General features: G+C 69.3%; 25 protein-coding genes and 6 pseudogenes. 13 read left to right on the forward strand and 18 right to left on the reverse strand.

Going from position 1 to position 25854, the window contains the following annotated elements; all coding sequences use genetic code 11:
* Positions 1-123 precede the first annotated feature (123 nt).
* Together E0504_RS53590 and E0504_RS52395 are read right to left on the reverse strand one after the other, a co-directional pair.
* Positions 124-258: a hypothetical protein gene (locus E0504_RS53590; RefSeq protein WP_255565710.1), complete on the reverse strand. Its 135-nt coding sequence runs from the start codon at positions 256-258 to the stop codon at positions 124-126.
* A 43-nt stretch (positions 259-301) separates the two neighbouring features.
* A pseudogene (locus E0504_RS52395) lies at positions 302-1074 on the reverse strand (dienelactone hydrolase family protein).
* A gap of 270 nt (positions 1075-1344) precedes the next feature.
* Between E0504_RS52395 and E0504_RS30185 the strand changes: the two are divergent.
* The 4 genes from E0504_RS30185 (at position 1345) to E0504_RS30200 (ending at position 3310) form a co-directional block, all read left to right on the forward strand.
* Positions 1345-1875, forward strand: a complete 531-nt coding sequence (locus tag E0504_RS30185) for a toxin-antitoxin system HicB family antitoxin (protein WP_165938650.1) — start codon at positions 1345-1347, stop codon at positions 1873-1875.
* 58 nt (positions 1876-1933) lie between these two features.
* Positions 1934-2803, forward strand: coding sequence for a hypothetical protein (locus E0504_RS30190; protein ID WP_112107042.1), 870 nt, complete (start codon positions 1934-1936; stop codon positions 2801-2803).
* Positions 2804-2870: 67 nt separating this feature from the next.
* The gene (locus tag E0504_RS30195; RefSeq protein WP_112107043.1) at positions 2871-3128 is read left to right on the forward strand and encodes a hypothetical protein; all 258 of its coding nucleotides are present in this window, start codon (positions 2871-2873) and stop codon (positions 3126-3128) included.
* Complete coding sequence (locus E0504_RS30200) at positions 3104-3310, forward strand: Tn3 family transposase (RefSeq protein WP_112107044.1); 207 nt, start codon at positions 3104-3106, stop codon at positions 3308-3310. The genes E0504_RS30195 and E0504_RS30200 overlap by 25 nt, the downstream gene beginning before the upstream one ends.
* Before the next feature lie 669 nt (positions 3311-3979).
* Here the strand turns inward: E0504_RS30200 and E0504_RS30210 are convergent.
* Both E0504_RS30210 and E0504_RS54405 read right to left on the reverse strand, forming a co-directional pair.
* Positions 3980-4180, reverse strand: coding sequence for a hypothetical protein (locus E0504_RS30210; protein WP_112107045.1), 201 nt, complete (start codon positions 4178-4180; stop codon positions 3980-3982).
* Between the two features lie 175 nt (positions 4181-4355).
* Positions 4356-4691, reverse strand: coding sequence for a hypothetical protein (locus tag E0504_RS54405; protein WP_112107071.1), 336 nt, complete (start codon positions 4689-4691; stop codon positions 4356-4358).
* A 22-nt stretch (positions 4692-4713) separates the two neighbouring features.
* On the opposite strand from E0504_RS54405, the gene E0504_RS30220 reads away from it, so the two are divergent.
* From E0504_RS30220 to E0504_RS30230, 3 genes are all read left to right on the forward strand, one after another.
* On the forward strand, positions 4714-5289 hold the full coding sequence (locus tag E0504_RS30220; protein WP_165938651.1) for a PaaI family thioesterase: 576 nt from the start codon (positions 4714-4716) through the stop codon (positions 5287-5289).
* Positions 5290-5535: 246 nt separating this feature from the next.
* The gene (locus tag E0504_RS52400; protein ID WP_235014183.1) at positions 5536-5751 is read left to right on the forward strand and encodes a hypothetical protein; all 216 of its coding nucleotides are present in this window, start codon (positions 5536-5538) and stop codon (positions 5749-5751) included.
* 346 nt (positions 5752-6097) lie between these two features.
* Complete coding sequence (locus E0504_RS30230) at positions 6098-7333, forward strand: epoxide hydrolase family protein (protein WP_112107046.1); 1236 nt, start codon at positions 6098-6100, stop codon at positions 7331-7333.
* Between the two features lie 235 nt (positions 7334-7568).
* Here the strand turns inward: E0504_RS30230 and E0504_RS30235 are convergent, their stop codons facing one another.
* Positions 7569-7943, reverse strand: a complete 375-nt coding sequence (locus E0504_RS30235; RefSeq protein ID WP_207974611.1) for an HAD family hydrolase — start codon at positions 7941-7943, stop codon at positions 7569-7571.
* Positions 7944-8132: 189 nt separating this feature from the next.
* Between E0504_RS30235 and E0504_RS30240 the strand changes: the two genes are divergently transcribed.
* Complete coding sequence (locus E0504_RS30240) at positions 8133-8378, forward strand: hypothetical protein (protein WP_112107048.1); 246 nt, start codon at positions 8133-8135, stop codon at positions 8376-8378.
* A gap of 120 nt (positions 8379-8498) precedes the next feature.
* Here E0504_RS30240 and E0504_RS30245 read toward each other — a convergent pair.
* Positions 8499-8714: pseudogene (locus E0504_RS30245) on the reverse strand (ATP-binding cassette domain-containing protein); the annotation flags it as partial.
* Positions 8715-8847: 133 nt separating this feature from the next.
* Between E0504_RS30245 and E0504_RS30250 the strand changes: the two are divergent.
* The 3 genes from E0504_RS30250 to E0504_RS30260 all read left to right on the forward strand — a co-directional run bounded on the left by E0504_RS30250 (position 8848) and on the right by E0504_RS30260 (position 11367).
* On the forward strand, positions 8848-9990 hold the full coding sequence (locus E0504_RS30250; RefSeq protein WP_112107049.1) for a sensor histidine kinase: 1143 nt from the start codon (positions 8848-8850) through the stop codon (positions 9988-9990).
* Positions 9987-10643, forward strand: coding sequence for a response regulator transcription factor (locus tag E0504_RS30255; RefSeq protein WP_112107050.1), 657 nt, complete (start codon positions 9987-9989; stop codon positions 10641-10643). The genes E0504_RS30250 and E0504_RS30255 overlap by 4 nt, the downstream gene beginning before the upstream one ends.
* 244 nt (positions 10644-10887) lie before the next feature.
* The gene (locus E0504_RS30260) at positions 10888-11367 is read left to right on the forward strand and encodes a DUF6326 family protein (protein WP_112107073.1); all 480 of its coding nucleotides are present in this window, start codon (positions 10888-10890) and stop codon (positions 11365-11367) included.
* A 348-nt stretch (positions 11368-11715) separates the two neighbouring features.
* Here E0504_RS30260 and E0504_RS30265 read toward each other — a convergent pair whose 3' ends face one another.
* A complete protein-coding gene (locus E0504_RS30265; protein ID WP_131626265.1) occupies positions 11716-12390 on the reverse strand; it encodes a transposase in 675 nt (224 codons plus the stop codon).
* Between E0504_RS30265 and nhaA the strand changes: the two genes are divergently transcribed.
* Positions 12389-13684 carry a Na+/H+ antiporter NhaA gene (gene nhaA, locus E0504_RS30270; RefSeq protein ID WP_112107052.1) on the forward strand — a complete coding sequence of 432 codons (1296 nt, stop codon included), beginning with the start codon at positions 12389-12391 and terminating at the stop codon, positions 13682-13684. The two genes, E0504_RS30265 and nhaA, sit on opposite strands and share 2 nt — an antisense overlap.
* 101 nt (positions 13685-13785) lie before the next feature.
* Here nhaA and E0504_RS30275 read toward each other — a convergent pair whose 3' ends face one another.
* The 8 genes and pseudogenes from E0504_RS30275 to E0504_RS30310 form a co-directional block, all read right to left on the reverse strand.
* Entirely contained in the window at positions 13786-14742 is a 957-nt protein-coding gene (locus E0504_RS30275; protein ID WP_112107053.1) for a site-specific integrase, read from the reverse strand.
* 461 nt (positions 14743-15203) lie between these two features.
* Positions 15204-15368: a hypothetical protein gene (locus tag E0504_RS50585; protein WP_165938652.1), complete on the reverse strand. Its 165-nt coding sequence runs from the start codon at positions 15366-15368 to the stop codon at positions 15204-15206.
* 116 nt (positions 15369-15484) lie between these two features.
* On the reverse strand, positions 15485-16273 hold the full coding sequence (locus E0504_RS30285; protein ID WP_131626266.1) for a hypothetical protein: 789 nt from the start codon (positions 16271-16273) through the stop codon (positions 15485-15487).
* 178 nt (positions 16274-16451) lie between these two features.
* Positions 16452-16850, reverse strand: coding sequence for a hypothetical protein (locus E0504_RS30290; RefSeq protein ID WP_131626267.1), 399 nt, complete (start codon positions 16848-16850; stop codon positions 16452-16454).
* Between the two features lie 47 nt (positions 16851-16897).
* Positions 16898-18106 (reverse strand): annotated as a pseudogene (locus tag E0504_RS30295) (transposase); the annotation flags it as partial.
* Between the two features lie 125 nt (positions 18107-18231).
* Entirely contained in the window at positions 18232-18906 is a 675-nt protein-coding gene (locus E0504_RS30300) for a recombinase family protein (RefSeq protein WP_112107056.1), read from the reverse strand.
* Positions 18907-19076: 170 nt separating this feature from the next.
* Positions 19077-19301 (reverse strand): annotated as a pseudogene (locus E0504_RS30305) (hypothetical protein); the annotation flags it as partial.
* A gap of 46 nt (positions 19302-19347) precedes the next feature.
* Positions 19348-20292 (reverse strand): AraC family transcriptional regulator, encoded by a 945-nt coding sequence (locus E0504_RS30310; RefSeq protein WP_112107057.1) that lies wholly within the window; start codon positions 20290-20292, stop codon positions 19348-19350.
* Positions 20293-20462: 170 nt separating this feature from the next.
* On the opposite strand from E0504_RS30310, the gene E0504_RS30315 reads away from it, so the two are divergent.
* Entirely contained in the window at positions 20463-21539 is a 1077-nt protein-coding gene (locus tag E0504_RS30315; RefSeq protein ID WP_112107058.1) for a trans-acting enoyl reductase family protein, read from the forward strand.
* A gap of 79 nt (positions 21540-21618) precedes the next feature.
* Here the strand turns inward: E0504_RS30315 and E0504_RS52405 are convergent.
* From E0504_RS52405 to E0504_RS30330, 3 genes and pseudogenes are all read right to left on the reverse strand, one after another.
* A pseudogene (locus tag E0504_RS52405) lies at positions 21619-21870 on the reverse strand (hypothetical protein); the annotation flags it as partial.
* A 23-nt stretch (positions 21871-21893) separates the two neighbouring features.
* Positions 21894-23813, reverse strand: coding sequence for a Tn3 family transposase (locus tag E0504_RS30325; RefSeq protein WP_112107059.1), 1920 nt, complete (start codon positions 23811-23813; stop codon positions 21894-21896).
* 163 nt (positions 23814-23976) lie between these two features.
* A pseudogene (locus tag E0504_RS30330) lies at positions 23977-25788 on the reverse strand (DUF4158 domain-containing protein); the annotation flags it as partial.
* Positions 25789-25854: the final 66 nt, after the last annotated feature.

Consider the following 25854-nt stretch of genomic DNA (forward strand, 5'->3'; position numbering starts at 1 on the left):
TCTGCAGCACCACCCTGGTCTTGCCGCAAGCCCCCCGGTGTGCTATATCTTAGAAGTGGCAAGGAGTGGGTAGACTTCCTTGCCTTCTTCTTTTCTTCGCCCGTTGTGGGTGGAGAAGTTTCGCTACGGCGGCGGGCCGAGTTCGCGGGCGATCAGGCCGGTGAGCAGGACGACGGTGCCGCCGGCGAGCGCGAGTGCTGCGAGTCCGCGCCACGCGGCGGCGGGGCGGGGTCGTTCGACGTGTGCTGCGGCACGCACCCGCTCATTGTGTGTGCCGCAGCCTGATCGATGTCAGTGCGGGTCAGAGCGGGTTCGACTGGGGCTTTCCGGTGAGGTGGTGGGTGAGGAAGCGTTCGTCGCTGTCCATTTCGACCCTGGGAGGTCGACGTGCCGGCCGGGGTTGGCGTGCAGCGTCTTGTCCGGGGAGGCGATGGCGTCGAACAGGGCGAGGCCGGTCTCGCGGGGTACGAGTTCGTCGTCCCACTGGAGCAGGAACCGTACCGGGACGGTGAGGCGGGCTGCGGCGTCGGTGAGGGTGTCGCCGGTACGGGTGTCGCAGCCGACGAGACCGAACACGGCGGCGGTGATTCTCGGTTCGGCGGCGACGAACGGCATGCCGATCCTGCTACCCAGCGACACACCCCAGTAGCCCACGGGGCCGGCCGCGCCGACGTCGTCGACGTTCTGGAGGGCGTCGAGGGTGGCCTGCCATTCGGGTACGGCCTGGGTGGCGCGGCGGGCGTTGTCCTGGGCGATCAGCGCGGCGACGGGCTCGCCGGTCGCCATCTGCTGCCGCAGCCGTGCGGTGAACTGCTCGTCGTGCGCGGTTTTCGGCCGGTCGCCGTGGCCCGGTGCGTCGATCGCCGTCACCGCGAAACCGTGGCGTGTCACGTAGCGGTGGGCGCGGGCGAGTAGGCCTGGGGCGGTCTTGTACTGGCCGCCTCCGTGGCCGAGCAGGACCAGGGGGCGGGGACCGTGGGCGTCGGCCGGGGTCCAGAGCGCGCCGGGGATCCCGCCGTGGGTGAACAGGCGCTCGGTGACGCCGTTGCTGACTGTCTGCGAGGTGAGACGCATGGTGGCGTTGCCTTCCGGGATGCGTGGGGATGCTCCCGGCGGCCACCTCACGTCAGAGGCGGTGCCCCGCGGTGCGGACGAGGGAGAGCACCCGTGTGAGTGGAGCGGAAACGGGTCTCACCTCCTCAGGTCGCGGATCGACGTGGGCACAGTACCAGTCGATGGTCATCGCTTCCCTGGGAGCGGGGCCGGTGGGTGGGCCGGCCGCGCGGCACCGGGATGACGGCATCCCGCTTGCGGGTGACGCCGCTATGGCGTCATGATGGCGTCATGGAGCTTGCGTCGTATGTCGACAGTCTGCGTCGGGATCTTGCCGTCGCCGCGGAAGCGGGCGGGCCGGAGGCGCGGGCCCTGGCCGAGCGGCTCGCCGCCCCGCTGGAGTCGGCGGCCAGACTTGTCCTGCTGGAGGCGCTCGCGGCCGCCGCCGAGGAGATCAGCTGCGAGCTGGCACCCGGCTCGGTCGACGTGCGGCTCCGCGGCAGCGACCCCGACTTCGTCGTGACATCACCATGGCCGGCCGAAGATGTCAGCGGTGACGTCACCGCCGACGTGCCCGCGGCGCCGCCCGGCGGCGGCATGGCGACAGAGGTGCCAGGAGACAGCGAGGGCCGCACGGCGCGGATCACGCTGCGCGTGCCGGAACATCTCAAGCCCCGCGTCGACGAGGCCGCCGCCCACGCGGGCATGTCGGTCAACACCTGGCTGGTGCAGGCGATCACCACCGCCCTCGACCCGACCGCCGCCACCCTTCGGCGTGCCGACCCGCCGCGCGGCTACCGCTACCGCGGCTGGGTCCGCTGACCGCAGCCCCCACAGCACCATCCACCCGTCCCCATATCCACCCTTGAGGAGACCTGCCATGGCGACGTTCGACACCCCGACCCCGATCCTCACCGTCCTCGACGTGGGCGCCGGCACCGTACGCATCGACGCCGAGGAACGCACGGACACCGTGGTGACGGTGCGCCCCCGCGACCCGGGCAGCGACCATGACACCCGGGCCGCCGAGCAGACCACCGTCGACCACGCCGACGGGCGGCTGGTAATCCGGGGCCCGAACCGGACGGTGCGTTCCCTGTTCGGTGGCAGCGGCGCGGTGGTGGTGACGATCAGCCTGCCGGCCGGCTCCCGCGTCGAGGCCCGCACCGCGGCCGCTCTCACCACCAGCGGCCGGCTCGGGGACTGCCAGTTGCACGCCGCCGGCGGCGCGGTGACCCTCGAGCGGACCGGCGGCCTGCGGCTACGTACCTCGCACGCGGCGGTGTCGGTGGGGTGCGTGGACGGCGACGCCGACATCGCCACCGCCCGCGGCCCGATCCGGGTCGGGCGGGTCGAGGGGGCCGCGCGAATCCAGACCGCCCGCGGTGAGATCCATCTCGGAGAGGTCGCTGGTCCACTGACAGTCGCCAGCGGCGCCGGGCCGATCAGCGTCGAGCGGGCCGGCGCCGGTGTGCACGCCCGCGCCGGCCGCGCCGCCATCTGTCTCGGGGAGGTCGTCCGCGGCACGGTCACACTGGTCTCCGGCCACGGCCGGCTGGAGGTCGGGATCCGCGAGGGCACCGCCGCGCTGGTGGATCTGCTGTCCGGGCACGGCCGGGTCCGCAACGACCTGTACGCGACCGACGAGCCCGACCCGGACGAGGAGACCGTCTCCGTGCGCGCCCGCACCGGCCACGGCGACATCGTGATCCGCCGTGCGACACCTGCCACGGAGAAGACCCTCGCGTGAACGGCGAGCGGGGCGGCCGGTGGCATCGCTGGTCAACAGTCCGACAGTCTCGGCAGAGCATGGTGCGGTGGCAGACCTGCATCGGCGTGAGATCGGTCGGCTGTTCAACGAGGTGCCGGAGCTTTACGACCGGGTCCGGCCGAGCTACCCCGACGAGCTGTTCGTCGACGTTTGCGGATCACCGGCCTGGCCGACACCCGGGCCGTGGCGCACCCGCCCCGACGTCGACTACGGGCCGCTGAACAGTGTCTCCGGGCACGTCGTGAACCTGGCCCGGATCGTCGAGCACTGGCAGGAGACATGCTCCGCGTCGCCGGCTCCCTGATCACCGGGGAGGTCCGCGCCCACGACGTGATCCGCATGCTCACCCGGGACGGGAACCCGACCGGGCTCGGCAACGCCTTCGTCGCCTACGGCCGGCTGTTCAAGACCCTCCACGTCCTGCAGGTCCTACATGACGAGTCCTACCGGCGAATGATCGGCGCCCAGCAGAACATCGCGGGATGAGCCTGTCCGGCGAGATCCGACAGGACTGCCGGGATCCCAAGATCGCCCTGACGGACCGCCTTCACCGTCACCGGCCAGGCCGGGGCCACCGCCGCCACCTGGAACCCCACCCTCGTCATCACCACCCCGACGACGCTGACGGCCGGCACCTACACCGCCACGATCACCTACTCCGTCGCCTGAGTCAGCGGGTGCGGCGGCGAGTGGCGGGGTCGACGTTTGGAGCGAGCGGGCGAGGCGGTCGAGCGCGGGCACGACGAGGGTGTCGTCGGGGTGCCTGAACTCCGTCAGCCGAGCACGCCCTCATCCATGCCGTGCCCCGGGGCTGACCGCCGCCACCGTCCATCCGCCCCACGGCGCCGACCCGCACGCCGCCCTAACCCACCACACCGCCGTCTGACGGTCCGGCGCCGCTATCCGGAGAGCGCGAGCCGGCTGGTGATGTCGAGCTTCACTTCGCCGTCTCCACGCCTGTCGGGCAACAGGGGTCTGAGGCCGCTGGGCAACCTCGCCCACGACCTGCCCTCGGATCTCGGCAACGTGGTCCTGACGGCCGCGGACGACATTGTCAACGTTGATCGACCCGCCAGCACGGTCGTCACGTAACGATCGAACTTTCGGCAACCACGCCGGCGCAGTCCTGACTTCCCGCAACGATCATGCTGTCGCTCAGTACCCCCGGCGCCACCGCTCCTTCATCTGCCGGTACTGCTCGTCCCGCCGCCTGTTGGAGTCGCGGGTATCCCAATAGGCCTGCTGGTCCCTCTTCCACTTCTCGTCCGAGGGAGGACCGTTCCTGACTCTGCCGTAGATGTTCAGAGCCGCGAGCGCTAGAAGCCCGAGCCACATCATGATCGCTACACCCGACATGATCCTCCTCTGTGGAACCGCGACGAAGACCAGAACGCGCCTGGCCAGGGCGGCGGCGCGAAGCAGTCCAAGTAGCCGCCGCCTGTAGAACGATCACACAAGCGGAACGATCCCGGACGGTGTACGTCCACACGAAGCGCGTCAACGGGCGCCGGCGTCATGCGGGCAGGCTCCGTCACGACGCACGCCGCGTCGAAGCCCGCACCGTGGCCACCCTCACCGCCCACGGGGCCGGCTCGGGGACTGCCTGCTGCACACCGGCGGCGGTGAGCTCACCGCCGCGCGGCACCGGCAGCGGAGAAGACCCTCGTGTAAACAGCGAACCTGTCAGCTCAGGGGGGCCTCGCGCAGGCGACGCTGAACGCCCACCTCGGCGCCGAGGCTGATGCCGTCCCGGCGGAGGAGCCGCCGGGCGTCCCGATCGGCGGCGGGCTTGTTCAGGGTCGGCCCCGAGTCGGGTGAGTAGGTCGTTGCCGCCCCGGGTGTCCTCACCGAGTAGGCCGAGCAGCAGGTGTTTCGGTAATGTCCGTCGCGTGACGGAGTACCGTGCGGACCTCCCGCCGGATCTGACAGTGCCGGAACGGCACCCCGAGGCCCCCGCCGCAGGAGTGGAACTGCCCTCGCACTATGTGCGGTGCTTCGGTTGCGGTTCCGGTGAGCCCGACGGCCTGCACCTGCGGGCCTTCGCCGGCCCAGGGCTGACGCTGCAGGCCAGGTTCGACGTCACCGAACATCATCAGGGCGCCCCGGGTCTGGGTCATGGCGGGTTGCTCACCTGCGCCTTGGACGAGACCCTCGGGCTGCTCAGCCATCTGACCCGCACGAGCCGGGTCACCGCGCGCCTGGAGACCGACTTCCGGCGGCCGGTCCCGGTCGGTTCCACCTTGTTCATCGATGCACGGGTGGACGGCGTTTCCGGTCGGAAGAGCTACGTGAGCGCCGAGGGCCGACTCGATACCGCGGACGGGCCGGTTGCCGTGCAGGTGCGGGGGGTGTTCGTCGAGGTGACGCTCCAGCACTTCATCACCCATGCGCGCGCCGACGAGGTTAGGGCGATCGAGCAGGATCCCGGCCTGGTCGATCTGGGCGACTACACCGTCAATCCCTGATGAAGGATCTCGCTCCGGCGGCCCGGACTTCAGCCGTTTCGTGGACAATCTGCGTCATCTGCTCGACGTCGTTGCCGGTGTTCGGCCGCCGTCCGAGGTGGTGACACAGGTCGCCGATCAGTTCGCGCGGATCAGCGCCCGGCTGGCGCCGTTCACCGTGCCGGAGTCCGCGAGGGCGACGGGGCTCCGTCTGGATCTCCCCGGCCGCGGTCAGACGATGGCACCCGCTTCGACGAGGCGCTGGCCATGCTGGCCAACACGGGGCGGCCCTTCGCCCGGTTGGTGTACGTGAACGTCACCTTCCGCTCGTTGACCCGTGTCGACGTGCCGCTGCGCCTGGACGCGACGGTCGACCGGGTCGAGGGCCGCAAACTCTTTCTCACCGGTCGTCTGTTCGACGGCGACACGTTGTGCGCCGACGCCGAAAGCCTGTTCGTCCAGCTCAGACCGGCTCAGCCCTGAGTGACTTCGCAGCCAGGAGGTGCGGTGTCCGAGGGGAGGATGCACGCCGGCGATGTGGACATCGACAGGCGCGGGTGGGCCGATTGATCGCGACGCGTTCCCACGTGGGCGGATCTTCCCCTCGTACCGGGGTCGCCGAAGTATCCGCCGAAAATCGGGCGGATACGGCTGACCAGCGCTGATCCGATGGCGTTCAGGCCGTGCGCGGTGAGGTGGTCGGGGCGAGCGCGGTAGCGGGCATGGAGCAGTTCACGGCGGTGTTCCTTCGCCTGGCGTCGGTAGAGCAGACGCCGCGTCGCTCAGGCCGACGACACCGCTTCCCGCCATCCAGCAGGAGAATCACGCCATGACCCCCCCGCGCGCCTTCCCCCTGGAGCCCGCCCCGATCCATGTGTCCGACGACGTCCTCGATGACCTGCGCGCCCGTCTCACACTGACCCGTCCGCCGCTGGACGAGGGGAATGAGGACTGGTCCTACGGCGTCCCGGACAGCTATCTGCGTGAGCTTGTCGCCTACTGGCGGGACGGCTACGACTGGCGCAAGGCAGAGACCGCCATCAACGCCTACGAGCACTACCAGGTGAGCGTCGCCGGTGTCCCGGTGCACTTCATGCGCAGGCCCGGCCGCGGCCCCCGCCCGATTCCGTTGATCCTCACCCACGGCTGGCCGTGGACGTTCTGGCACTGGTCGAAGGTGATCGACCCGCTCGCCGACCCGGCCGCGTTCGGCGGTGACCCCGCCGACGCGTTCGACGTCCTCGTGCCGTCCCTGCCCGGCTTCGGTTTCCCCGGCCCGCTCACCGGCTTCTCCGACGTCAACTTCTGGAAGGTCTCCGACCTCTGGCACACCCTGATGACCGAGACCCTGGGATACGAGAAGTACGCCGTCGGGGGCTGCGACATCGGCGGGATCGTCTCCAGCCAGCTCGGCCACAAGTACGCCGACGAGCTGTACGGCATCCACATCGGCTCCGGGCTGCCGCTCGACTTCTTCACCGGCCCCCGCGCCTGGGACTTCGCCCGGAACCGGCCCCTCACCGACGACCAGCCCCCCGACGTCCGCGCCCGGATCATCGAGCTGGACCACCGCTCGGCGTCCCACCTCGTCGTGCACATGCTCGACGGCGCCACCCTGGCCCACGGGCTGAGCGACTCACCCGCCGGACTGCTCGCCTGGCTGCTGGAACGCTGGAACGCCTGGAGCGACAACGGCGGCGACGTCGAGTCCGTCTTCACCAAGGACGACCTGCTCACCCACGCCACGATCTACTGGGTGAACAACTCCATCGCCACGTCGATGCGTTACTACACCAACGCCAACCGCTACCCCTGGGCCCCCGCCCACGACCGCACCCCAGTCGTGCAGGCCCCGGTCGGCCTCACCTTCGTCACCTATGAGAACCCGCCCGGCATCCACACGGCGGGCGAGCGCGTCCAGGCGTTCAAGACCGGCCCGCAGGCCGACTGGTTCAACCACGTCAACGTCAACGCCCATGACCACGGCGGCCACTTCATCCCCTGGGAAAATCCCGACGCCTGGGTGAGCGACCTGCGCCGCACCTTCCACGGCCGCAGGCCCTGAACGACCCTGCGGGCTCGTCTGGCGACGGCCAGTCGTGAGCGACGCGAGAGCGACGTCGCGGCAGTTCCGGCGGCGATTATCGGACGGTGATCGCCGCCGCCGTACCCACCTCGCACAGGACTCCCCGAACACGGTGAGGTAGCGGTCGGCGATCCAGGCGTCCAGAAGGCCGGGACTTTCCGGAACCGGCTCGCCGAGCATCGGCAGGAAGGAACGGAGCCTGCGTCGGTGGTGCTCAGCGAAGGAGCACTGACCGGCCAGGTATTCCCGCATGTGGCGCCCCTCCAAGCGTCCACCACAGCATCACCAGCTCCTCCGGTGGAGCCGCCGCGTTCGGCGCGGCCTGGACGATCTGACCGATCGCTTCCAAGACCGCGCTTCGATGATCGACCAGGGTGCCGTCCAGATCGAAGAAAATCACATCCGCCATAGAGATGATCATCTCGTGGCGCTTGTCCCTGACGCCAGAGGAGTCGCCGGCCGGACCCGCCACGAACTCGCCGCCGAGCCACAGGCCATCTAGATCATCGCCGTTTGCGGCTGGTGACACGTTTCTTACCGGCACCCCAATGCGCGGAACGTCACCACGGACCCCGTGACGGCCAGACATCTACGCTTGTCGGGGGTCGCCGTAGCATCGGAGAAAAATCGGGCGGATATGGCTGACCTGCGGTGATGCCGAGCTACACCTGGTGGGGCAGGCTGGAGAGCGCCTCGGTGGCCTGGCGCACGGGAGAAGCGGGCCCCAAGCGGTGGGTCGCGGTCTTGCCCGCCCGCCGGGTAGCGGAAGAATTGCCTTGTGCTCTATCGGATCATCCAGCGTAGGCATACGGGTGGTACCTACGGGCCCTGGCAGCCAGTCACCGACACGCTGCTCGTCTCTCTCGACCCAGCCGAGAACGAGATCGAGTTCTCGGCTGACGACCGCCGGCTGGACACCGACCAGGCGACGCCGTGCGACTGCAACCTCTTCCCAAGCGATCACCGGCACCGGGTGGGGGCGAGTCCGACAGGCATACGCGGCCCCAGGCCCGCCGACGACTGAGCGCCCCCAACCTCACCGGACGGCCCCGGCTATCCGGGGTCCCGGTAGGAACGGAACGAAAAACCGGTGTTGCTGTCAAAATTTTTGACGGCCCGAGGTCGAGTCCGCCAAGGTGGCGAGGCCCGGGTTTGGCAGGTCGGCGTACCGGGCGCCGAGGACCTCCACGTGGCCGGAGGTGGCCGGGCTCAGGCCGACCATGATCCGCATGGTTGTCGACTTGCCGGCCCCGTTGGGGCCGAGGAAGCCAGTCACGCGGCCCGGTCGGGCGGTGAACGAGACGTCGTTGACGGCGGTCATGCCGCGATAGCTCTTGGTCAGGTGGTCAACAGTGATCATGACCGGAAGCCTCGCCGCGGCCGGCCTTCCGGCACATCGGCGTCGAGGCCGGACCCGCCTCTGCCATTGGGGGGAGCGGCGTCTCGTTCTTTCGGTGGGTCTCCGACGCCTGGGCTGTCTCTAGGCTGGGTGTGTGTTCACTACCGGCCTGCGCTCGCTCTGGGACGAGCCCCGCGCCGCGGACACGCCCGAACGGGTGTGGCTCGACCGGGTGCTGGTCGGCGTGGTGATGGTGGCGGCGTTGCTCGAAGGAACCCTCCGAGAGGACGTCACCTGGGGGCCGGTCGTGACGATCGTGACGGTCGGACTTGCGCCGGTGCTGCTATGGCGGCGTGCTCACCCGTTGGTCTGCGTCGTGGTGGGCTTCGGCACCGGGATGGCGTTAGGACTGGCGAGCTGGCTGGGCGGGACCCCAGGCGTGGGCCTAAACACGATGATCTACATCCTGGTGCTCGTCTATTCGCTGGTCCGCTGGGGCACAGGGCGTCAGATCGTGATTGGGCTGCTGGTGGTTGCGGTCGCCGCGGTGTTCAGCTTTGCGACCGACTACACCGGGCCAGCCGAGCTCTTCGGCGGGTTGGCGGTCCTGGCGGCGGCGGCAGCGGGCGGAGCGGCGTTCCGCTACCGCGCCGAGAGTCGGCGCCGGGCGCTCGACCAGGTCCGCAGCCAGGAGCGCGTCGGCCTCGCGCGCGAGCTGCACGACTCGGTCGCCCACCACGTCTCGGCGATCGCTCTGCAAGCGCAGGCTGGCATGACGATGGCCGCGAAGCGACCTGAAGCGGCGCTCGAGGCGCTTGCGATCATCGAGGGGGAAGCGTCGCGGACGCTGGCGGAGATGCGAGCGATGGTCCGGGTGCTGCGTGACGGAGCGCCGGCGGAGTACGGTCCCCAGCCCGGCGTCGCCGACCTGGTGTTCCTCGCCCGCCGCGAACCGGACCCCGTCGTCGACGTGGAGTTGGCGGGTGATCTGGCCGGACTTCGGCCCCAGGTCGACGCCGCCGTGTACCGGATGGCGCAGGAGGCGCTGACCAACGCGCTGCGGCACGCCCGAAACGCCTCGCGTGTGGAGATCAGGGTCGTCGAGGGCGCAGGAAGGCTGCGGCTCCGCGTGACCGACGACGGCCAGATCGACCCGGCGCGGCCAGCGACCCACGGTTTCGGGCTGCTGGGGATGACCGAGCGCGTGCAGCTGCTCGGCGGCACGCTACGCGCTGGGCCGACGCCCGAGGGCGGGTGGGCGGTCGACGCCGAGCTGCCGATGGATTTGCCCCTATGACGACGCGCGTGCTGGTGGCAGACGACCAGGATCTGGTGCGCACCGGCCTGTCGATGATCCTTGACGCCCAGCCCGACATCGAGGTCGTCGGCCAAGCCGCCGACGGCAAGGCCGCCGTCGAGCTGGCGCATCGGCTCCGCCCCGACGTGTGCCTGGTCGACATTCGGATGCCCGGGCTGGACGGCATCGAGGTGACCGAGCTCCTCGCAGGGCGGGGCGTAGCGGACCCCATCGCGGTGGTGGTGATCACGACGTTCGACCTGGACGAGTACGTCCACGGCGCGCTTCGGGCCGGAGCCCGAGGATTTCTCCTCAAGGATGCCGGGCCAGAGTTGCTGGTGCAGGCTGTCCATGCCGCCACCGTCGGCGATGCCCTGATCGCGCCGAACATCACCCGCAGGCTGCTAGCGACCCTTGCCGCGGGGGCCTCATCGAAACGCCGTACCCAACCTATCGAGCCGCTCACCCAACGCGAGGAGGAGGTGCTGAAACTGGTCGCTGTCGGCCGCACGAACGCGGAGATCGCCGCCGAGCTGTTCATCAGCTTGACGACCGCCAAGACCCACGTCGCGAGCCTGCTGACCAAGATCGGCGCCCGGAACAGGGTCGAGATCGCGATGTGGGCCTACGACACCGGCCGGGTGGGGCACTGAACCGAACCTGACGTACATGCACGACGACTGGTCCCGGCCGGGGGCGACCGAGGCCCACAACGAGCGCAGCGCCTTCGTCACCTTCTGTCCAGTGTAGGGACAGCGCGGCAGCGGCGGATCAGCCGAAAGCACGAGAGAGAGACCATCTCATCGGCCAGGCGAACTCCGGCCTCCGGGCCGGTGTGCCCGCCGCCGGGCTCAGCGATCGTGGACGTACCGATCCTCACCAACGACGGAGCCCATGATGAGAACGCGTCAACCCACCACCACACTGGAGGACCAGCCGATCCCGGTGAGAGCCAAGCTCGCCGCGGCGTGGACCAGCTTCATGTTCCTGTACGCCTACGTGGACATTCTCAACTTCTTCACGCCCGGCGTCATCGAAGACATCCTCGACGGCAAGGTCTTCGAGTTCGACCTCTCCCAGACCTTTTCGACCACGGCGCTGACCCTAGTGGCCATCCCGATCCTCATGGTCGTGCTGTCGATGACGCTGCCCGCCCGGGCGACCCGCATCACGAACCTCATCGTGGCCTCGCTCTACGTTCCCGTCACGGCATTCAACGCGGTGGGCGAGTCCTGGCTGTACTTCTACGGCCTTGGCATCGTACTGGAACTGATCCTACTCGCCCTCATCGTGCGGTACGCCTGGACCTGGCCCCGCACCGCACCGTCGGCGACCAGCCCGGACCGTGAAACCGTTCGCGCCCAGCAGCAAGCGTGAACCCAAGAACGGTCCCCGTCCTGTTCGGAGCCATCTGCCTCGGTGCCGCGGTGTGGGCCTCTCGTGGCGGTGGGACACCAACTACCACCACTGGGACGTCGCGTAGGGGCCTTCCAAGGCCACTACCGGCAGGTCAGGTCATCGGATGCGCACACAGGCCCACCGCAGTAGGAGGCCGTGGCCGGGAGGCGCGGGATCGTCGGGGTCCGGTAGGTACGGAGCAGGGAACCGGGTTGGTAAACATTCACGTGGCTTAGAGATCTTGCTGTAAGTGACGGTCTTTGGGCAGTGCTGTGGACCGCGCCGGTGGTGCCGGCGTGGTGGGCCGAGGCTGGTCCGGTCCGCGGGTCAGGTGGGGACGGCGGCCGGGGGTGTCCAGGGCGCGCCGCGGAAGGCGTCGATCATGGCTTTCAGTTCGCTCTGGCCGTGTTTGCGGCCGCTGACGAGGTAGCTGTAGACGGTGAGCCGGTCGCGGGTGGCGGTCTCGGAGGTGAGCCGGCCGGAGATGTTCTCCTGGGTCCGCCAGGGCCTGAGATCCCTCTCACTGATGTTGTTCGTGGGCCAGACGCGCAGGTCACCGACGAAGCGGAGCACGTCTTCCTCGCGGTCGCGCAGGCACTCGAGCAGGTTGCGGGCGGGTGGCTGTTTCCCGCTGGCTGCCCGCGGGACGCTCGCGAGGCCGACCTTGACGGCGTCGCGGAACTCGGTGACCCCGACCAACACGGCGGCGAACGGGATCCGGGCCAGGCCGGCGGCACGCGCCTGGTTCCAGGCGTGGACCAGCCCACGAAGGGCCCGCTGAGCCTGCTCGGGCCATGCCTGGTCGGGGTAGGACTCCCGCGCATCCTCAAGATCCCTAAGAAGGTGCGCGGCGCACAACTGGTGCCCACCGATGGTCACGAACAGCACCGCGTCGCCAGCCGGGTCAGCGGCGTCCAGGGCAGGCTCTCGACTACCGTCAGAAGCGGTGCGCCGGGAAGTCTGGTCGGCAAGATCTGACCCCTTCCCGGAAGGATGCCGCATGACGGTGCCCCGTGGCCGCACGCCCCGCCTGTTCGCCCGCGGTTCGTGGCCTGAGGCCAGGCGGATCGCCGACATCCTGCGCCAGGAGACCGTCGGGGGTGTGCTGCTGCTGACCGCGGCCGTGGTCGCGCTGGGCTGGGCCAACTCGCCCTGGGCAGACACCTACGAGTCGCTGCGTGGCCTCTCGGTCGGGCCAGGATCGCTGCATCTGGACCTCACCCTGGCCCAGTGGGCCTCCGACGGCCTGCTCGCGGTCTTCTTCTTCGTGGCCGGGCTGGAGCTGAAATCGGAGTTCCTCGCCGGGGATCTGCGTGACCCCCGCCGCGCGGCAGTCCCCGTCGCGGCGGCGGTCGGCGGCGTGATCGTGCCAGCCGTGCTGTTCACCGCCGTGAACCTGCAGGCGGGCCAGGGCGCCGCCCGCGGCTGGGCGATCCCGACGGCCACCGACATCGCGTTCGCACTGGCCGTGCTCGCGGTCATCGGCCGACGCCTGCCATCCGCGCTGCGGACGTTCCTGCTGACGCTCGCCGTCGTCGACGACCTGCTGGCCATCACGATCATCGCGGTGTTCTACACCCATCATCTCGACCCGCTCCCGCTGATGCTCGCCACCGTCCCGCTGGCCCTGTTCACCGCGCTGGTGCAGCGGCGGATCAGGTCGTGGTGGCTGCTGCTGCCGCTGGCGGGAGCGACCTGGGCACTGGTACACGCATCCGGGGTACACGCCACGGTCGCGGGGGTGCTGCTCGGCTTCACCGTCCCGGTGCGCGGCCGGAACAGCGGACCCGGACTGGCCGGGCAGTTCGAACACCGCTGGCGTCCGCTGTCCGCGGGAGTAACGGTCCCGGTGTTCGCCTTCCTCGCCGCGGGAGTGCCCCTCGGCGGCGGCAGCGGACTCGCCCAGACGCTGACCGTCACCGTCGCCGTCGGGATCATCCTCGCTCTCGTGATCGGCAAACCGGTCGGGATCTTCGCCGCCGCGTACACCGTCGCCCGGTTCACCCGCGCCGACCTCGACGAGAACCTGTCCTGGCTCGACGTCCTCGGGCTCGCCCTGCTCGGCGGGATCGGTTTCACCGTGTCCCTGCTCATCGGCGAGCTCGCCTACGGCGAAGGCAGCCTCCGCGACGACCAGGCGAAGGTCGCCGTCCTCACCGGCTCTTTGCTCGCCGCCAGCCTCGCCACGCTCGTGCTGCGCGCCCGAACCCGCACCCACCGGCGGATCCGCGAAGCCGAAACCACCGACGTCGACCGCGACGGCACACCCGACATCTACCAGACCACCGCGACGTGAGCCGACGCAGGAAACATCGCCGGCAGCATGACCTGACCTCCGCCGGCTGTCAAAAAGTTTGACAGCAACACCGGTTTTCCGTTCCGTTCCTACCGAGACCCCTATCCCCGGCGTCGCGGGCTGGACAGCGCCTCGGTGGCCTGGTGCACGGCCGCGAGGCCGGGTTTGACGTAGCGCTGGACGGAGCGCAGCGACCTGTGCCCGGTCTTCGCCATGATCACGTTGGCGGAGGTGTTGGCGTCGCCGAGGTGGGTGGCCGCGCTGTGTCGGAGCTGGTGGAGGCGTAGGCCGTCGCCGTACTGGCCGAGCGGGATCCGGGCCCGGTCGTAGCCGAGGCGGGCCCGGCCGGTGTCGGGGCACAGGTCGCGCGGGTCGGTCGTCGCGCGCCGGTGCGGGCCGGGCCGGTGGGCGGAGAGGAATAGCGGGCCGCGGGTCCGGCCGGCTATCAACCGGGGTAGCAGATGGGCGGTGTCGGTGCCCCAGGTGATCCACATGGTGTCGCCGCCCTTGACGACAACCCGGGCCTGCTTGTTCGGCAGGTCGAGGTCCTCGATGTTGAGCGCGAGGACCGCGGAGGCTCTGCTGGCGGACTCGTAGAGCATCCGCCACAGCGTCTTCTCCCGCAGCGGGACGTCACGGCGGCGGCAGAGCCGGTCGATGCGGGTCCGGGAGACGGCCTTGGTGTCGTCGGCGGGTTCGCGGCGCCGCTCGGCGGCCGCGGGCACCGCCGGGGCGGTCCAGTGCCGCCGGGTCGTGCACCAGCCCAGCCAGGAGCCGACCGCGGCGCGGTTGCGGTTCCACGTCGTCGGCTTCGCAGCGCCCCACAGCTCGGCCAGAGCGTCGCCGATGTCGTCGGCGACGAGGTCGGCGAGCGCTTGGTCCGGGCCGAGGAGTTCGGCGACCCGGTCGAGCACGTTCGTGTAGGCGCGCAGCGTGTGCGGATTGCCCCTGACCGCCGGCGCGTCGAGGAACGCGTCGACGGCGGCGCGCACCGTCGGCCCGCCGGCCGGGCCGGGTCCGAGTCGGCGGGCGTCGAGCTGGGTCACCGTCGCCGCCATACGGCTCCGCCTCCGTCGTCTCGGTCGACCTACCGGATAACGCGCGCGAGTCGTGTCCTCGCGGTCGCTGCGTTTCCGCTGGCCGCCAAGGCCCGGCGTGGATCAAGTTACCGGATAATGGTCCGTTATCCGGTGGGTCGGTTCCGGGAGAGCGGTAAGAAACGCGCCACCAGGTGCAAACGGCGATGATCTAGCTGGCCTGCGGCGGAGCGGCGTCGAGCTGGTGGCGGGCCCGGCCAGCGGCGCGTAGTTCGCGTAGGTCGGGGATGTGGTTGTAGAGGGGTGCCGGGGCTGACGCCGAGGAGCTTCGCGATCGAGGCGACGCTGGCGTCCGGGTTGGGGAACAGGTCGCGGGTGGCGCGGATGAACTCGGAGGTGGCGACCGTGAGTCGGCCGCCGACGCGGCCGCGTTCGCGCGCGGCGGCCAGGTCCTCGAGGGTGCCGGCGACGATGAGCCAGCATCAGGGTCGCGGCCCGTACTCAACAATAAGTTTTTGTGGAACTATGCGCAGGTAGACCTTGTAGGAGCCCCCGCCGCCGGAGAACAACAACTCGCGGGCGAAGAGGTTCTCGTATGGAAAGTTGGTGTCGATGTTCGGCGGCAGTTCGCTTGCCGGGTATGCCACGCCGGATTGGTCGAAGGTGCCATCGTCAACCCAGCCCCTGAGGACTCGTGCTGGTATGCGCCACGTCTTCTCGTCGATCTTGTCGTCGCTGAATACGTCGGTAAGTGCCCCGAGGGTCAGATCCCCGAGGGTGTCGAGTAGGTTGTCCTCAAGTGCCTGCTCTCAATAGCCCTCTGGACGTCTACGCCCGCAAGGTCGCCCAAATCTTTTAGGGACTGCGCTAGGCGGTTAGCCTGTTTTTGGAGCTCTGCTCGAACCGCCTCGGGACTGCCGTGCTCCTGGTCGACTATGGCGATCTTCAGGGAAATTCCGTGTTCGCCGACGACGACGTTCTCGAACACGAGCTGATCCTGGGCGAAGATCTCTCCCCGCTCGACACCTTCAAAGACCTGGGATCTCCACACCTTTGCGGTGTTCTCTGGAATCCCGCAAAGGGGCGGCGCGGGGTTGATGACGGTAAAGAGCAGGTAGGGCTCGTCGGCGCCGCCTGGGTCGTCGGTTCCCCAACACTTCACTGCGGCGATGAAGATGTCAGCGGCGTAGTATGTGCAGGGAATTCCTCGCCAATCTCCCATTCCTCCGAGGGGTCTGACATGGACCTCCCCGAACTCGAAAGTTCGATTGTAGTAGCCATTCTTAGACCAGTTGACATCACTTGTCGGCACACCAAGCGCAAGTCGCGCGGGGTGGCCAGCGATCAGCTCAGCCGCCTTCTTCTTCCAATTCCCCACCCAGGTATCCCCCGAGGTCCCGACGATGCTGAAGGGTGGGCCGATGAAGGCCGGCGCGCCGTTCTCGCCCAGTACGGCGCCTCGCCGCAGGAGCTGGTGGCCGTTCATATACCAGATCTGGGTTTCACCGGTCTGGCTGTTGTACCAGACGATGCTTGGTTCGACAGGCTCCACGCCCACTACCCTCCGTCAGACAGACGGCGTCACCAAGGCTTCGACGAGGTCGCCCTGCGCAACTAATGCTAACTCAATGCAATCAATCCCCGCAGGCGGCGCCACGTTGATAACGTCGCAGACCTTCTACCGTGGTTCGATTTTCGTGATCGAATGTGCGAAGCCCTGCGGCATAGCCTCACTTTGGCGAGGCCCAGCATATGGCCTGCGAGACCGAGGTATTAGGAAATCCCTGCAACAGATGGGTCTCGGGGTCCGGGAGGAACAGGAAAGGGCCCGGCCGGGCCGACCAGCACTGGACCCTGGCCCGGGTGACCACCATGTTCGCTACACCCTGCGCGGCACGTCCAATCTGCCGCATCGCCCGGGCTACAGCCCGTAGACCCGAGTCGCTGAACGCGACGAGGGGCGACGGCGTGCATGCGGTGCCGAGGCAGCCTTGGTCGTTCTCGTCCTCGCCGTGGACGGCGATCTTCACATCGAGGAAGAGCGCGTGCCTGCCGACCGGTTGTCTGCCGCCTGGCACTGGCGGGTGTTTCCAGCCGACGGCGACCAGGCCGGTGCGGTTGACACCCATGGCTACACCATCGCCACCGCGGCCCCAGCCAGTGCCGCTCTGACCAGTCAGAACAGGGTGTCGCGGACGCGTAGCGGTCGGTACCCGGTTGGCCCGAGCTGCGCGAGCTCGCCCTCGATGTCCACCTCGATCGCGCCGAAGAAGTTGATGTTTTCGCTGTGCGCGGGGGAGATGTGCGCGAGCACCTCGTCGTCTATGCGCCGGCCGGCCCCGCGCATCGAGTCGACCGCGAGCCCGTAGTACTCGGTTGTCCACGTCACCACGGCGTTGGTGGCCAGGGTCAGGCACCATGCCTGCTCGGTCTGCTGCTCGAGGTGACGGGCACGCACCGTGCCCTCATGCGCATAAAGCAGGTCCCGCTTCAGCGCGTGCAGCGACTCACCCTTGTTGAGCTGGCGGGAGATCTTGCGCCGGTACGCCGGGTCGGACAGGTACCGAGCGGCGTAGATCGTGCGCCGCAACGCCCCATACTCTTTGAGCGCTGCCGCGAGTGCGTTCTGCCGGCCGGACGCCGAGAGCTTGCTGACCAGCAGCGACGCAGTGGCGTGCCCGAACTTCAGCGACCCGGCCAGGCGCAGCAGGTCATCCCAATGCCCGGCGACCAGGTCGAGGTTGCAGCGGCGGGTCAGCAGGGGCCCCGCGAGCGGGTACGCCGCGCTCACCTCGGTCTTCGGTCCGGTCCGACAGAGGGTGATCTTCCCCAGGTCCCGGATGCGGGGTGAGAGCTGCAACCCCAGCAGGTCGAACAGGCCGAAGTTGACCAACGTGACCCCGTGGGTGTCGGTCGCGTGCTCGACGATCGGGATGTCGGTGGCATTGCCGAGGATCTCGTCCAGCACGTAGTGCGCCTCGCGCTTGGTCGCGACGATGACCTTCGTGCCGTAGGTGGTGTGCTGATCGGTCACGTGTGTGTATGTCGACAGGCCCTCGTGGGCGAAGTACCTGCTCAATGCCCTGGCGGTGACGGACTTGCCGCGGGTGGGGAACCGCTGCCCGTCGCTGGAGGACAGCATGCCCGTACCGAAGATCGGGGTCAGTGGCAGCTTCTGGTGGTAGCCGATGAGGGCCAGGTTCGCTGCGCGCAGCGTCTCCTCCCGGACGTACCACTCGGCGGTCCAGGCCAGGACGTCGTAGGAGATGCCGCAGGCGTCCGCCATGCGGGTCAGCCCGAGGTTGGTGGCATGCGCGATCAGTACCGCGATCAGGTTCCGCTTCAGCTCCGCAGTGCGGGTCTGCTTGCCGCCCGCGTGGGTGAAGGGGCTTGAGCAGCAACCGAACGGTCAGTGGCGTTAGCGGGTCTGTTCCAGCGCGTAGTCGTTGGAAACCCGGGGCGGTTCATAGATCGTCTGCCTCTGCGGCTGGCTGTTGCCGGTCGCGGGTGTCAGGCGTCGTTCCGCGCTGGGGCGCGAGTCAGCAGTTGGTCGTAGGGCTCGACCGTGGGCGTAGGTCGGGTGTCCGCGGGCAGGGTGGCGACGGCGGCCTGCAGTCCGGCCTGGCCCAGCGTCCGGTACACGGTGGCCCGGGAGACGCTGAATAGCTCGCCGAGGTCAGAGATCGTGTACTCGCCGGTGGCGTGCATCCGGCGCAGCTCGCGCTGCTGCTTGGTCGACAGTTTGGGCTGCTTGCCGCGTAGCTTCCCGCGGGCCCGGGCGACCGCCATGCCCTCGCGGGTGCGCAGGCGCAGCAGGTCGACCTCGAACTCGGCGAAGGTGGCGAGGATGTTGAAGAACATCTTGCCCATCGGGTCGGTCGGGTCGTAGACCGTGCCGCCGAGCGAGAGCCGGATGCCGCGGGCGGCCAGGGAGTCGGCGATGTCGCGGGCGTCGGGCACCGAGCGGGCAAGCCGGTCGAGTTTCGGGACCACGAGCGTGTCGCCGGTTCGGACGGCGGCGAGGGCCTGGTCGAGGCCGGGCCGGGCGCGTGTTGTACCGGTCAGGCCGCGGTCGAGGTAGATCCGGTCGGCGGGGACGCCGAGTTCGGCGAGCCGACTGCGTTGCGCGGTGAGGTCCTGGGCGTCGGTGGAGCAGCGGGCGTAGCCGATCAGGGTCGCGGTCACCGGGGGAGCGTACGGATAGCCCCCGACAAGTGAGACAACTTCCGGACGGGTCTTATGAGACGCGGCCTGGCCTGCTCGGGGCTGGGTGCCGGCGACCTTGTCGGGTGTTCGTTGGGGGTTCCCCTTACGGACACTCACGATCTCTACAACTTCGCCTGCACCTCTGGTGCCTACTCGGCGCGCTGTCCGACACGCGGGACGCTCAGGTAACGGCGTGGCGCCCGGTCGCCCATCCGCGTGCGGATGCGCTCGGCGATGGCGTCCAGTAGCGGCTCACGGACGTCGTGGTCGAGCTTTCGGTAGATCGAGGTCGTGCGGAGAAGATCGGCGAAGCCGGCCCCGTCGAACCACTGAACGGTCGGGTACCAGCGCACGGTCGTGGGGCCGAACAGGCTGCTGTCCGGAGCCTCGGCGAAGTGGGTCGCCTGTCGGCGGCTCAGACTACGTTTGCCGGGCGGATCTCCGGAATCCGCCGGGAGCCGACCCGTGTTCCCGTTTGAATGCGTGGGCGAAGGCGAACTCTGAGGTGTAGCCCACCTTCCTGGCCACTGTGGCCAACGGTGCGTCACCGTCGCGCAGTAGCCGGGCTGCGAGTGTCATCCGCCACCAGGTCAGGTACGCCTGCGGCGGCTGACCGACCAACGCGGCGAACCGTCGGGCGAAGGCCGCGCGGGACAGCCCGGCCTGGGAAGCCAGTTCCCCGACGGTCCATGGCCGGCCAGGGTCGCTGTGGATGGCCCGAAGCCCCGCGGCGACGGCGGGATCGCGCAGCGCTGCTGCCCAGCCGGTAGCGACACCGTGGGCGGGTTGTTCGTCGAACCAGGCGCGCAGGATGTGCAGCAGCAGCACGTCCAGCAGGGCGGGCAGCATGGCGTCGCCACCCGGCCGTGGCTGCTCCAGTTCACCGCCGAGCAGGTCAACGGCGGCGCGTAGTCCCGGGTGGTGTCCGACCCGGGCCGGGAGATGGATGACCTCCGGCAGGTCGCCGAGCAGCGGATGTGCCCGGGACCGGTCCAGCAGGTACGCGCCGCAGAGCATGACCGTCGCAGCGGCCGAACCGTCCGGGTGCTGGTCAGCTGGTACCCCGTCGTCTTCTTGGCCGGGCGGAATCTCGGCCAGTGACGCGGCGGCGTCCACCAGCGGGGTCGACAGGCTGTCGGCGAGGCCGTGGGCGGCCCCGTGGGGCAGAAATGCCACATCCCCCACGCCGAGGGCGATCGGTGCGCCGTCTGGTGGGAACAGCCAGCACGATCCCTGCAAGACGATGTGGAAGCCAGCCCCCGCGACCGGCGGGTTCCGCATGCCGAACGGCGCCGGCCGCCGTACCCGGCCGGAGTGCGGTTCGCCGGTGCGCATGGCGGTGACCGCATCGGAGAGCACGTCCATTCAGCCAGCGTATATCCCCGATCCGATGCGAAGACGGTCGCGCATGGGACAGAGACGCTCACGTATTGGGCGTCTCGCCATGTCGCCATACGGTGAGTCACGGGCGAGCTGGTCAGCCGGCTCGCACGACATCACTCATCAACACTCATTGCTCGAACCAGGAGATCCACGTGAAGATCGCCGTCTACGGCGCAAACGGCTACCAGGGAAAGCTCGTCCTCGCGGAACTGGCCCACCGCGACATCGACATGCGGCTCGTCGGCCGCAACGCCGCACGCCTGCGCGAGGCCGCGACGACTGTGGGAACGGCTGCGGGAACAGGCGACGCCGAGCAGCGGGTAGCCGACACCGACGACCACGACCGCCTCGCGGCAGCCTTCCGCGGATGCGACGCGGTCATCAACTGCGCCGGACCGTTCACCAGCTCCGGCCCCGCCGTGGTCCGAGCGGCCATCGCCGCCGGCTGCCACTACGTCGACACCGCCGGCGAGCAGCTCTACACCAAAGCGGTCTTCGACACCTTCACCGGCGACGCGGAACGCGCCGGGGTCACCGTCGTCCCCGCCACCAACGACGGCTGCGTCCCCGGGGACCTCATCGCGCACCTGCTCGCCGAACGCGTCCAACCGATCGAGGAGATCACCGTCAGCCACTTCATCGTCGGCGGGGGCGGGTTCTCCCGCGGCTCGCTCCGCTCGGCCGTCGAGACGATCGACGCGATCAAGGCCGGCGGCCTCAGCTACGACGACGGCGACTGGCGTACCGGCACCCCCGCCCGGCACGCCACGGTCACCCTGCCCGACGCCCCGCAACCGACCGACGTGGTGAAATGCCCCTTGTCAGAGGTGGTCACCATCCCCCGCCACATAGAGGTCCGGCACGTCGAGAGCCTCGTCGACGCCACGGTCGGCGCCCAACTGGGCACCCCGCTCACTCCACAGATCATCGACAGGCTGCCCGAAGGACCCACCGAAGAGGACCGCCGCACCCAACGGTTCACCTACCTCATCGACGCCGTCAGCCGCGACGGCCAATCAGCCCGCGGGATCGTACGGGGCCACGACACCTACGGCATCACCGCCGTGATCGCCGTCGAAGCCGCCCGCCGCCTGGTCACCGACGGCGCCAAACCAGGCGTGCTCGCCCCGGCACAGGCATACGACCCGACCAGCTTCCTCACCTTCCTCGCCCCACACGGAATCAGCTGGACCATCACCGTCTCCAACACCCCAACCCCACAACAATGACACCCAGGTGCGCACGGCCGTCCACGGTCGTGCGCACCACACCGACCACCCCCTTGATCAGCCAACCCGCACCAGCACGTCACTGCGGCCAGCGGATTTCACCCAACGTCCGACCTCCTGCGAAACGGCGTGCGGTCGGTTCACACGGAGAAACGCGGTCACAAGTGACGGACAGAACCACCCGTTCCCTGGGTCGCTCGACGAGCTGGCCGCCGATGAACGTGGCGCCGGCGCGGACGAGCGCGACGAGGTGAGGTGCGTTGCCCGCACGCCAGCGGGCCTGCGTGGACTTGCTCAGCTTGAACGCCATCGCCAGCCCGGCCGCCCGCGATCGGGCTTGCCCTCGATGGCGGTTCACGCGTCGCCCTCATCGTCATCGGGTGCGTCGGGGTCGCGCAGCTCGCGGATCGTGCCGGGTGCGAGGTCCGGCAGGACGAAGTTGTAGGTGCCGTGGACTCCGAGGTGTCGGTTGACGAACGGCGACAGCCTGGCCGTGTCCTCCTCGCGCACCGGGTAGCCCTGGGCTTTGAGCAGGCGGACAGCGGCGTCCAGGTACACCGTGGTCCACAGGACCACGCAGTTCAGGACGAGTCCGAGGACGCCGAGCTGGTTCTCCAGACCGCGTTCGTAGCGGTGGTACAGCTCGCCCTTGCGGCCGTGGCAGATCTTGCGGGCCAGGGCGTGGCGGCCTTCCTGCAGGTTGCGGATGTGCTTGATGTCGCGCCGGTAGGTCTCGTCGGTGTCGATGTAGGCCAGGATGTGCAGGGACTTGAAGATCCGGCCGTAGGCGGCGATTGCCTCGCCCAGCGCGGTCGGGTGCCCGTCGCGCTGCAGCATGGTGACCACGTCGTAGGCGCGGACGGTGCCGGTGTAGATGGAGGCGACCACCCGCAGGATGTCCTCCCAGTTCCGGCGGATCTTCCCGAGGTCGATCTTGCCGCGGGCGAAGGTGTTCAGCGGGCCGTAGTCTGCGTCGGCGCTGATCCGCCAGCCCTTCTGGTCGGGCAGGTCCGCGAGCGCGGGCCGGTAGGAGATGCCCAGCAGCTCCAGCAGCCCGAAGATGACATCGGAGTAGGAGCCGGTGTCGGTCACGACGATCTCGGGAAGTTCCCCGCCATCCAGGCCGAAGATCACATCGATCATGTGCAGGGAGTCGCGGACTGTCCCGGACACAATCTTCGCGCCGCGTCCGATGCCCTGGTCGTTCATGGCGTTGAGCCAGGTCATGCCGCGTTTGGATCCGAAGAACTTGCGGTTCGGGCGAGCGAAGGCGGCTGGGACCGGGACCACGAACCGCATCCCGTCGACCGCCGCCACCATGCCGCCGCCCCACGCCCGCGCGAGGGGCAGGCCGGCCTGGCGGGTGACGAGTGGTGCGTTCGCCGGGGCGAGGGTCTCGGGCCGGAAGTAGTTCTGGAACACGTGCGACAGACGCGAGCGCTCCAGCGCGGGGAAGCCCTTCCTGGCGATCGGCCGGTACCCGACGTTCATGGAATGCGCGGTCAGGCAGGCGGCGATCGACGTCGGCAGGTCCTCCAGCCGAGACCGGCCGCCGGACACGGCGGTGAACGCCTCGGCGAGCGAGGGTTCCCACGCCATCGCCGGGCCGGATCCCCGCGGTGCCGGGCCCTTACGCCAGCGTTCCAGGTCCGACACCCGCGACCCCGGCGGCACCTCCAGCAACTGGTCCAGCACGTACCGCTGGCCGACCGTCAACAGCCCCTCCAGCACACCCCACAACCGGCGGGTCGTGTCGTCGCGGACCTGCGCGACCAGCCGTGCCAGCGTCGTCAGACCCGGCAACAGCACATCCCGTTTCCGCAACCACTCCACCGCATCAGTGAAGGTCGCTTTCGGGCCGTCGCCCGACGTCCACGACCGGGCCGCGACCCAGGCCCGCAGCTCCTCCTCGGCGGCCGTGAACTCCTTCAGCCCGCACTCGCGCCGGATCTCCCACTGATGGTCGAACCGGGTCTTGGTCCGCTCGGTGTACCTCTTGACACAGGATGGATCAGCGACGCCGAGCTGCTCGGCCATGAAGTCCAGCACCGGGACCGGGACGTCGAGGGGGTCCTCCAGGAACGTCCCCACCCAGCGGACCGTGACGAGCTGGAGACTGAATCCGAGCCTCATGTGCCCGCCCCGGTGACGCTCGACCAGCGCCCGATCCTCGTCATCGAGGAAGAACACGCGCTCCAGGTCAACCCGCGAAGGCGCTCCCGCGTACCGGCCGTACGCCGCCGCCTCGTCATCCGTCAGGAACTCCACCGGCATACGCCGCAATCTAGGACGCCCCACCAGCAGACAGCGCAGAGCAACCGAACCGTCGCAGGATCAGGCCCTTCAGGGACCGACCCGCATCGGAACGCTGGATGGCGGTAACTCCGGCCGCTGCCGCCCGCTAACGCCACTGACCGTTCGGTTGCTGCTCAAGCCCCGTGAAGCAGTCCAGGAACCCGGTGCGCTTGTCCATCTCGATCAGCAGCGACACGATCGGCGCGAACGGCAGCATCTCGGTCAGCTCGGCCTTGAGCGCCACCGCCTCGGCCGGAATGTCCTCCGCGGACAGCGGGGAGATCACCAGGTCGCCGTCGGCGTCCAGGCGGACCGGGCCGTCGCCTCCGGCGAGCGTCTGCTCCAGTTCGCCCAGCGCCGTGTGCAGCTCGTCCTCGACCTCCGCGAGCCCCCTGGCGGCGTCGGCGGGCTTGCCGACCAGCCGGCAGAACTCGACCCGGTGATCGGCCCACTTCTCGGGGGTGAGCAGGTAGGCGGCAGGGTCGGAGTAGCGGCGCGAGCCGGGCACGAACACGTCCCCGGTGCGCAGCCCGTCGCGTAACGCCAGCAACGTGCACAGTTCCCAGTAGTGGCGGTATGCGGTGACGTTGTCCGTCTTTGCCGCGGTGTCCAGGTAGCCGCGCCAGCGGGCCGGGACGAAGCTGGTCGGGGCGTCCTGCGGGACCTTGCGGGCGCCGGTGGTGTTCAGCTCCCGCAGGATGTCCACCGCTGTGAGCAGGTCGGTCGCGGCGGTGCCGCCGGCGAAAGTCACCGCGTCCAACACCTGCGGGGTGAACTGCCGCAGGTACCCGTAAGAGCCGTCCAGCGCCGCGAGATGCCCATGGTCGCGCGGCAGCGGTGGCAGCGCGGCGGCCTGCGCGGCTCGCAGCCGCTCCCACCCGACCTTCTCCCCGCGGATCAGGCCGCCGACGTCCTCGTCCGGGATCGCAGGGTCGGCGACGATCGCCAGGACCGCGTCCAGGAGCGCCTGGCGTTCCTCGCCGGCCTTGCCGCGCTCGGCCAACTCATCACGCATCCGGTGCGCAGCCTTGCTTTCCCGCGCCGAGACGGCCTGGTCGAACAACTGCACGACCTCGTCCAGCACGTCGGTCGCCGACTGCGCCACCAAGGTCAGCAGAATTGGGTACCGACGCTGCGGCTCGCGGCGCTGTAACGCCTGGGCCGTCAGCCGGCGGCCCACCGCGGCCAGGAACCTGCGCCGCTCGGCCGGCAGCACCGACAAGTCGAGGGTGTGCGCATCCATCCCGCGCAGGAACATCAGCTTCGCGATCTCGGCCTTCACCGCCGCAGGCGAGGCCTCCACAGGCCCCGTGCCCAACCACCGAAGCCAGGTCATCCCGATCGCCGGGTCAGTCACCAGCAGCCTGTCCAGCCCAGCACAGCGCTCGTCGGTGAACTCGTGCGCCAGCCGGTCGAACGTCTCCTGCCCCGCGACCTCCCGGGCGTGCGCGACCCGTTTCACCACCGTCACCGGCCCCGGCCGGATCACCTTCGCCGAGATCAGGTACTCACAGGCCAGCCGGAACAGCAACGTCGGCGAATCGTGCTCCATAGCCCGCGCCAACAGAAACTCGTCCAGCTCCTTCAGCTCCAGCGCCGTCGGCACCCGCCACCCCAGATACCGCGCCGCCAGCCGCAGATGATCCGTGCGCGTCTTGGCCCGCCGCCCGTACGAACCGATCACGTCCGGGTCGACGCCCAACCGCTCAGCCAGCCGCACCACCGCCGCCCGCGGCGCCGACGCCACCTCGTCCGGCACAAACCCCAGCCACGGCAACGTGCACAAGGCAACCGCAAGCCCCAGCCGGTCCGCTGGACCCCGACCCCGACCCCGACCCCGACCGGGATCGAGGAACGCCAGATCCGCGGGGGTCAACGTGAAGAACCGGAACAGCTCCTCCCGGCCGATCTCCGGGAACCGGCGCAGCCCCTCCAGCTCCTCGTCCGCGAGCACCGGAGCGACCACCCAGCATCCTCCCGCCAGAACCCGAAGATCCCTCGGCCAGGTGCATCCCGGCAG

The organism is Parafrankia sp. BMG5.11 (assembly GCF_004337455.1).

Bases quoted from the DNA above. Each gene is read 5' to 3' on its own strand.
- E0504_RS30185 (WP_165938650.1), top strand. From the start codon at position 1,345: ATGGAGCTTGCGTCGTATGTCGACAGTCTGCGTCGGGATCTTGCCGTC.
- E0504_RS30190 (WP_112107042.1), top strand. From the start codon at position 1,934: ATGGCGACGTTCGACACCCCGACCCCGATCCTCACCGTCCTCGACGTG.
- E0504_RS30200 (WP_112107044.1), top strand. From the start codon at position 3,104: ATGCTCCGCGTCGCCGGCTCCCTGATCACCGGGGAGGTCCGCGCCCAC.
- E0504_RS30210 (WP_112107045.1), bottom strand. From the start codon at position 4,180: ATGTCGGGTGTAGCGATCATGATGTGGCTCGGGCTTCTAGCGCTCGCG.
- E0504_RS52400 (WP_235014183.1), top strand. From the start codon at position 5,536: ATGCTGGCCAACACGGGGCGGCCCTTCGCCCGGTTGGTGTACGTGAAC.
- E0504_RS30230 (WP_112107046.1), top strand. From the start codon at position 6,098: ATGACCCCCCCGCGCGCCTTCCCCCTGGAGCCCGCCCCGATCCATGTG.
- E0504_RS30235 (WP_207974611.1), bottom strand. From the start codon at position 7,943: ATGTCTGGCCGTCACGGGGTCCGTGGTGACGTTCCGCGCATTGGGGTG.
- E0504_RS30255 (WP_112107050.1), top strand. From the start codon at position 9,987: ATGACGACGCGCGTGCTGGTGGCAGACGACCAGGATCTGGTGCGCACC.
- E0504_RS30260 (WP_112107073.1), top strand. From the start codon at position 10,888: ATGAGAACGCGTCAACCCACCACCACACTGGAGGACCAGCCGATCCCG.
- nhaA (WP_112107052.1), top strand. From the start codon at position 12,389: ATGACGGTGCCCCGTGGCCGCACGCCCCGCCTGTTCGCCCGCGGTTCG.
- E0504_RS30265 (WP_131626265.1), bottom strand. From the start codon at position 12,390: ATGCGGCATCCTTCCGGGAAGGGGTCAGATCTTGCCGACCAGACTTCC.
- E0504_RS30275 (WP_112107053.1), bottom strand. From the start codon at position 14,742: ATGGCGGCGACGGTGACCCAGCTCGACGCCCGCCGACTCGGACCCGGC.
- E0504_RS30290 (WP_131626267.1), bottom strand. From the start codon at position 16,850: ATGGGTGTCAACCGCACCGGCCTGGTCGCCGTCGGCTGGAAACACCCG.
- E0504_RS30310 (WP_112107057.1), bottom strand. From the start codon at position 20,292: ATGGACGTGCTCTCCGATGCGGTCACCGCCATGCGCACCGGCGAACCG.
- E0504_RS30325 (WP_112107059.1), bottom strand. From the start codon at position 23,813: ATGCCGGTGGAGTTCCTGACGGATGACGAGGCGGCGGCGTACGGCCGG.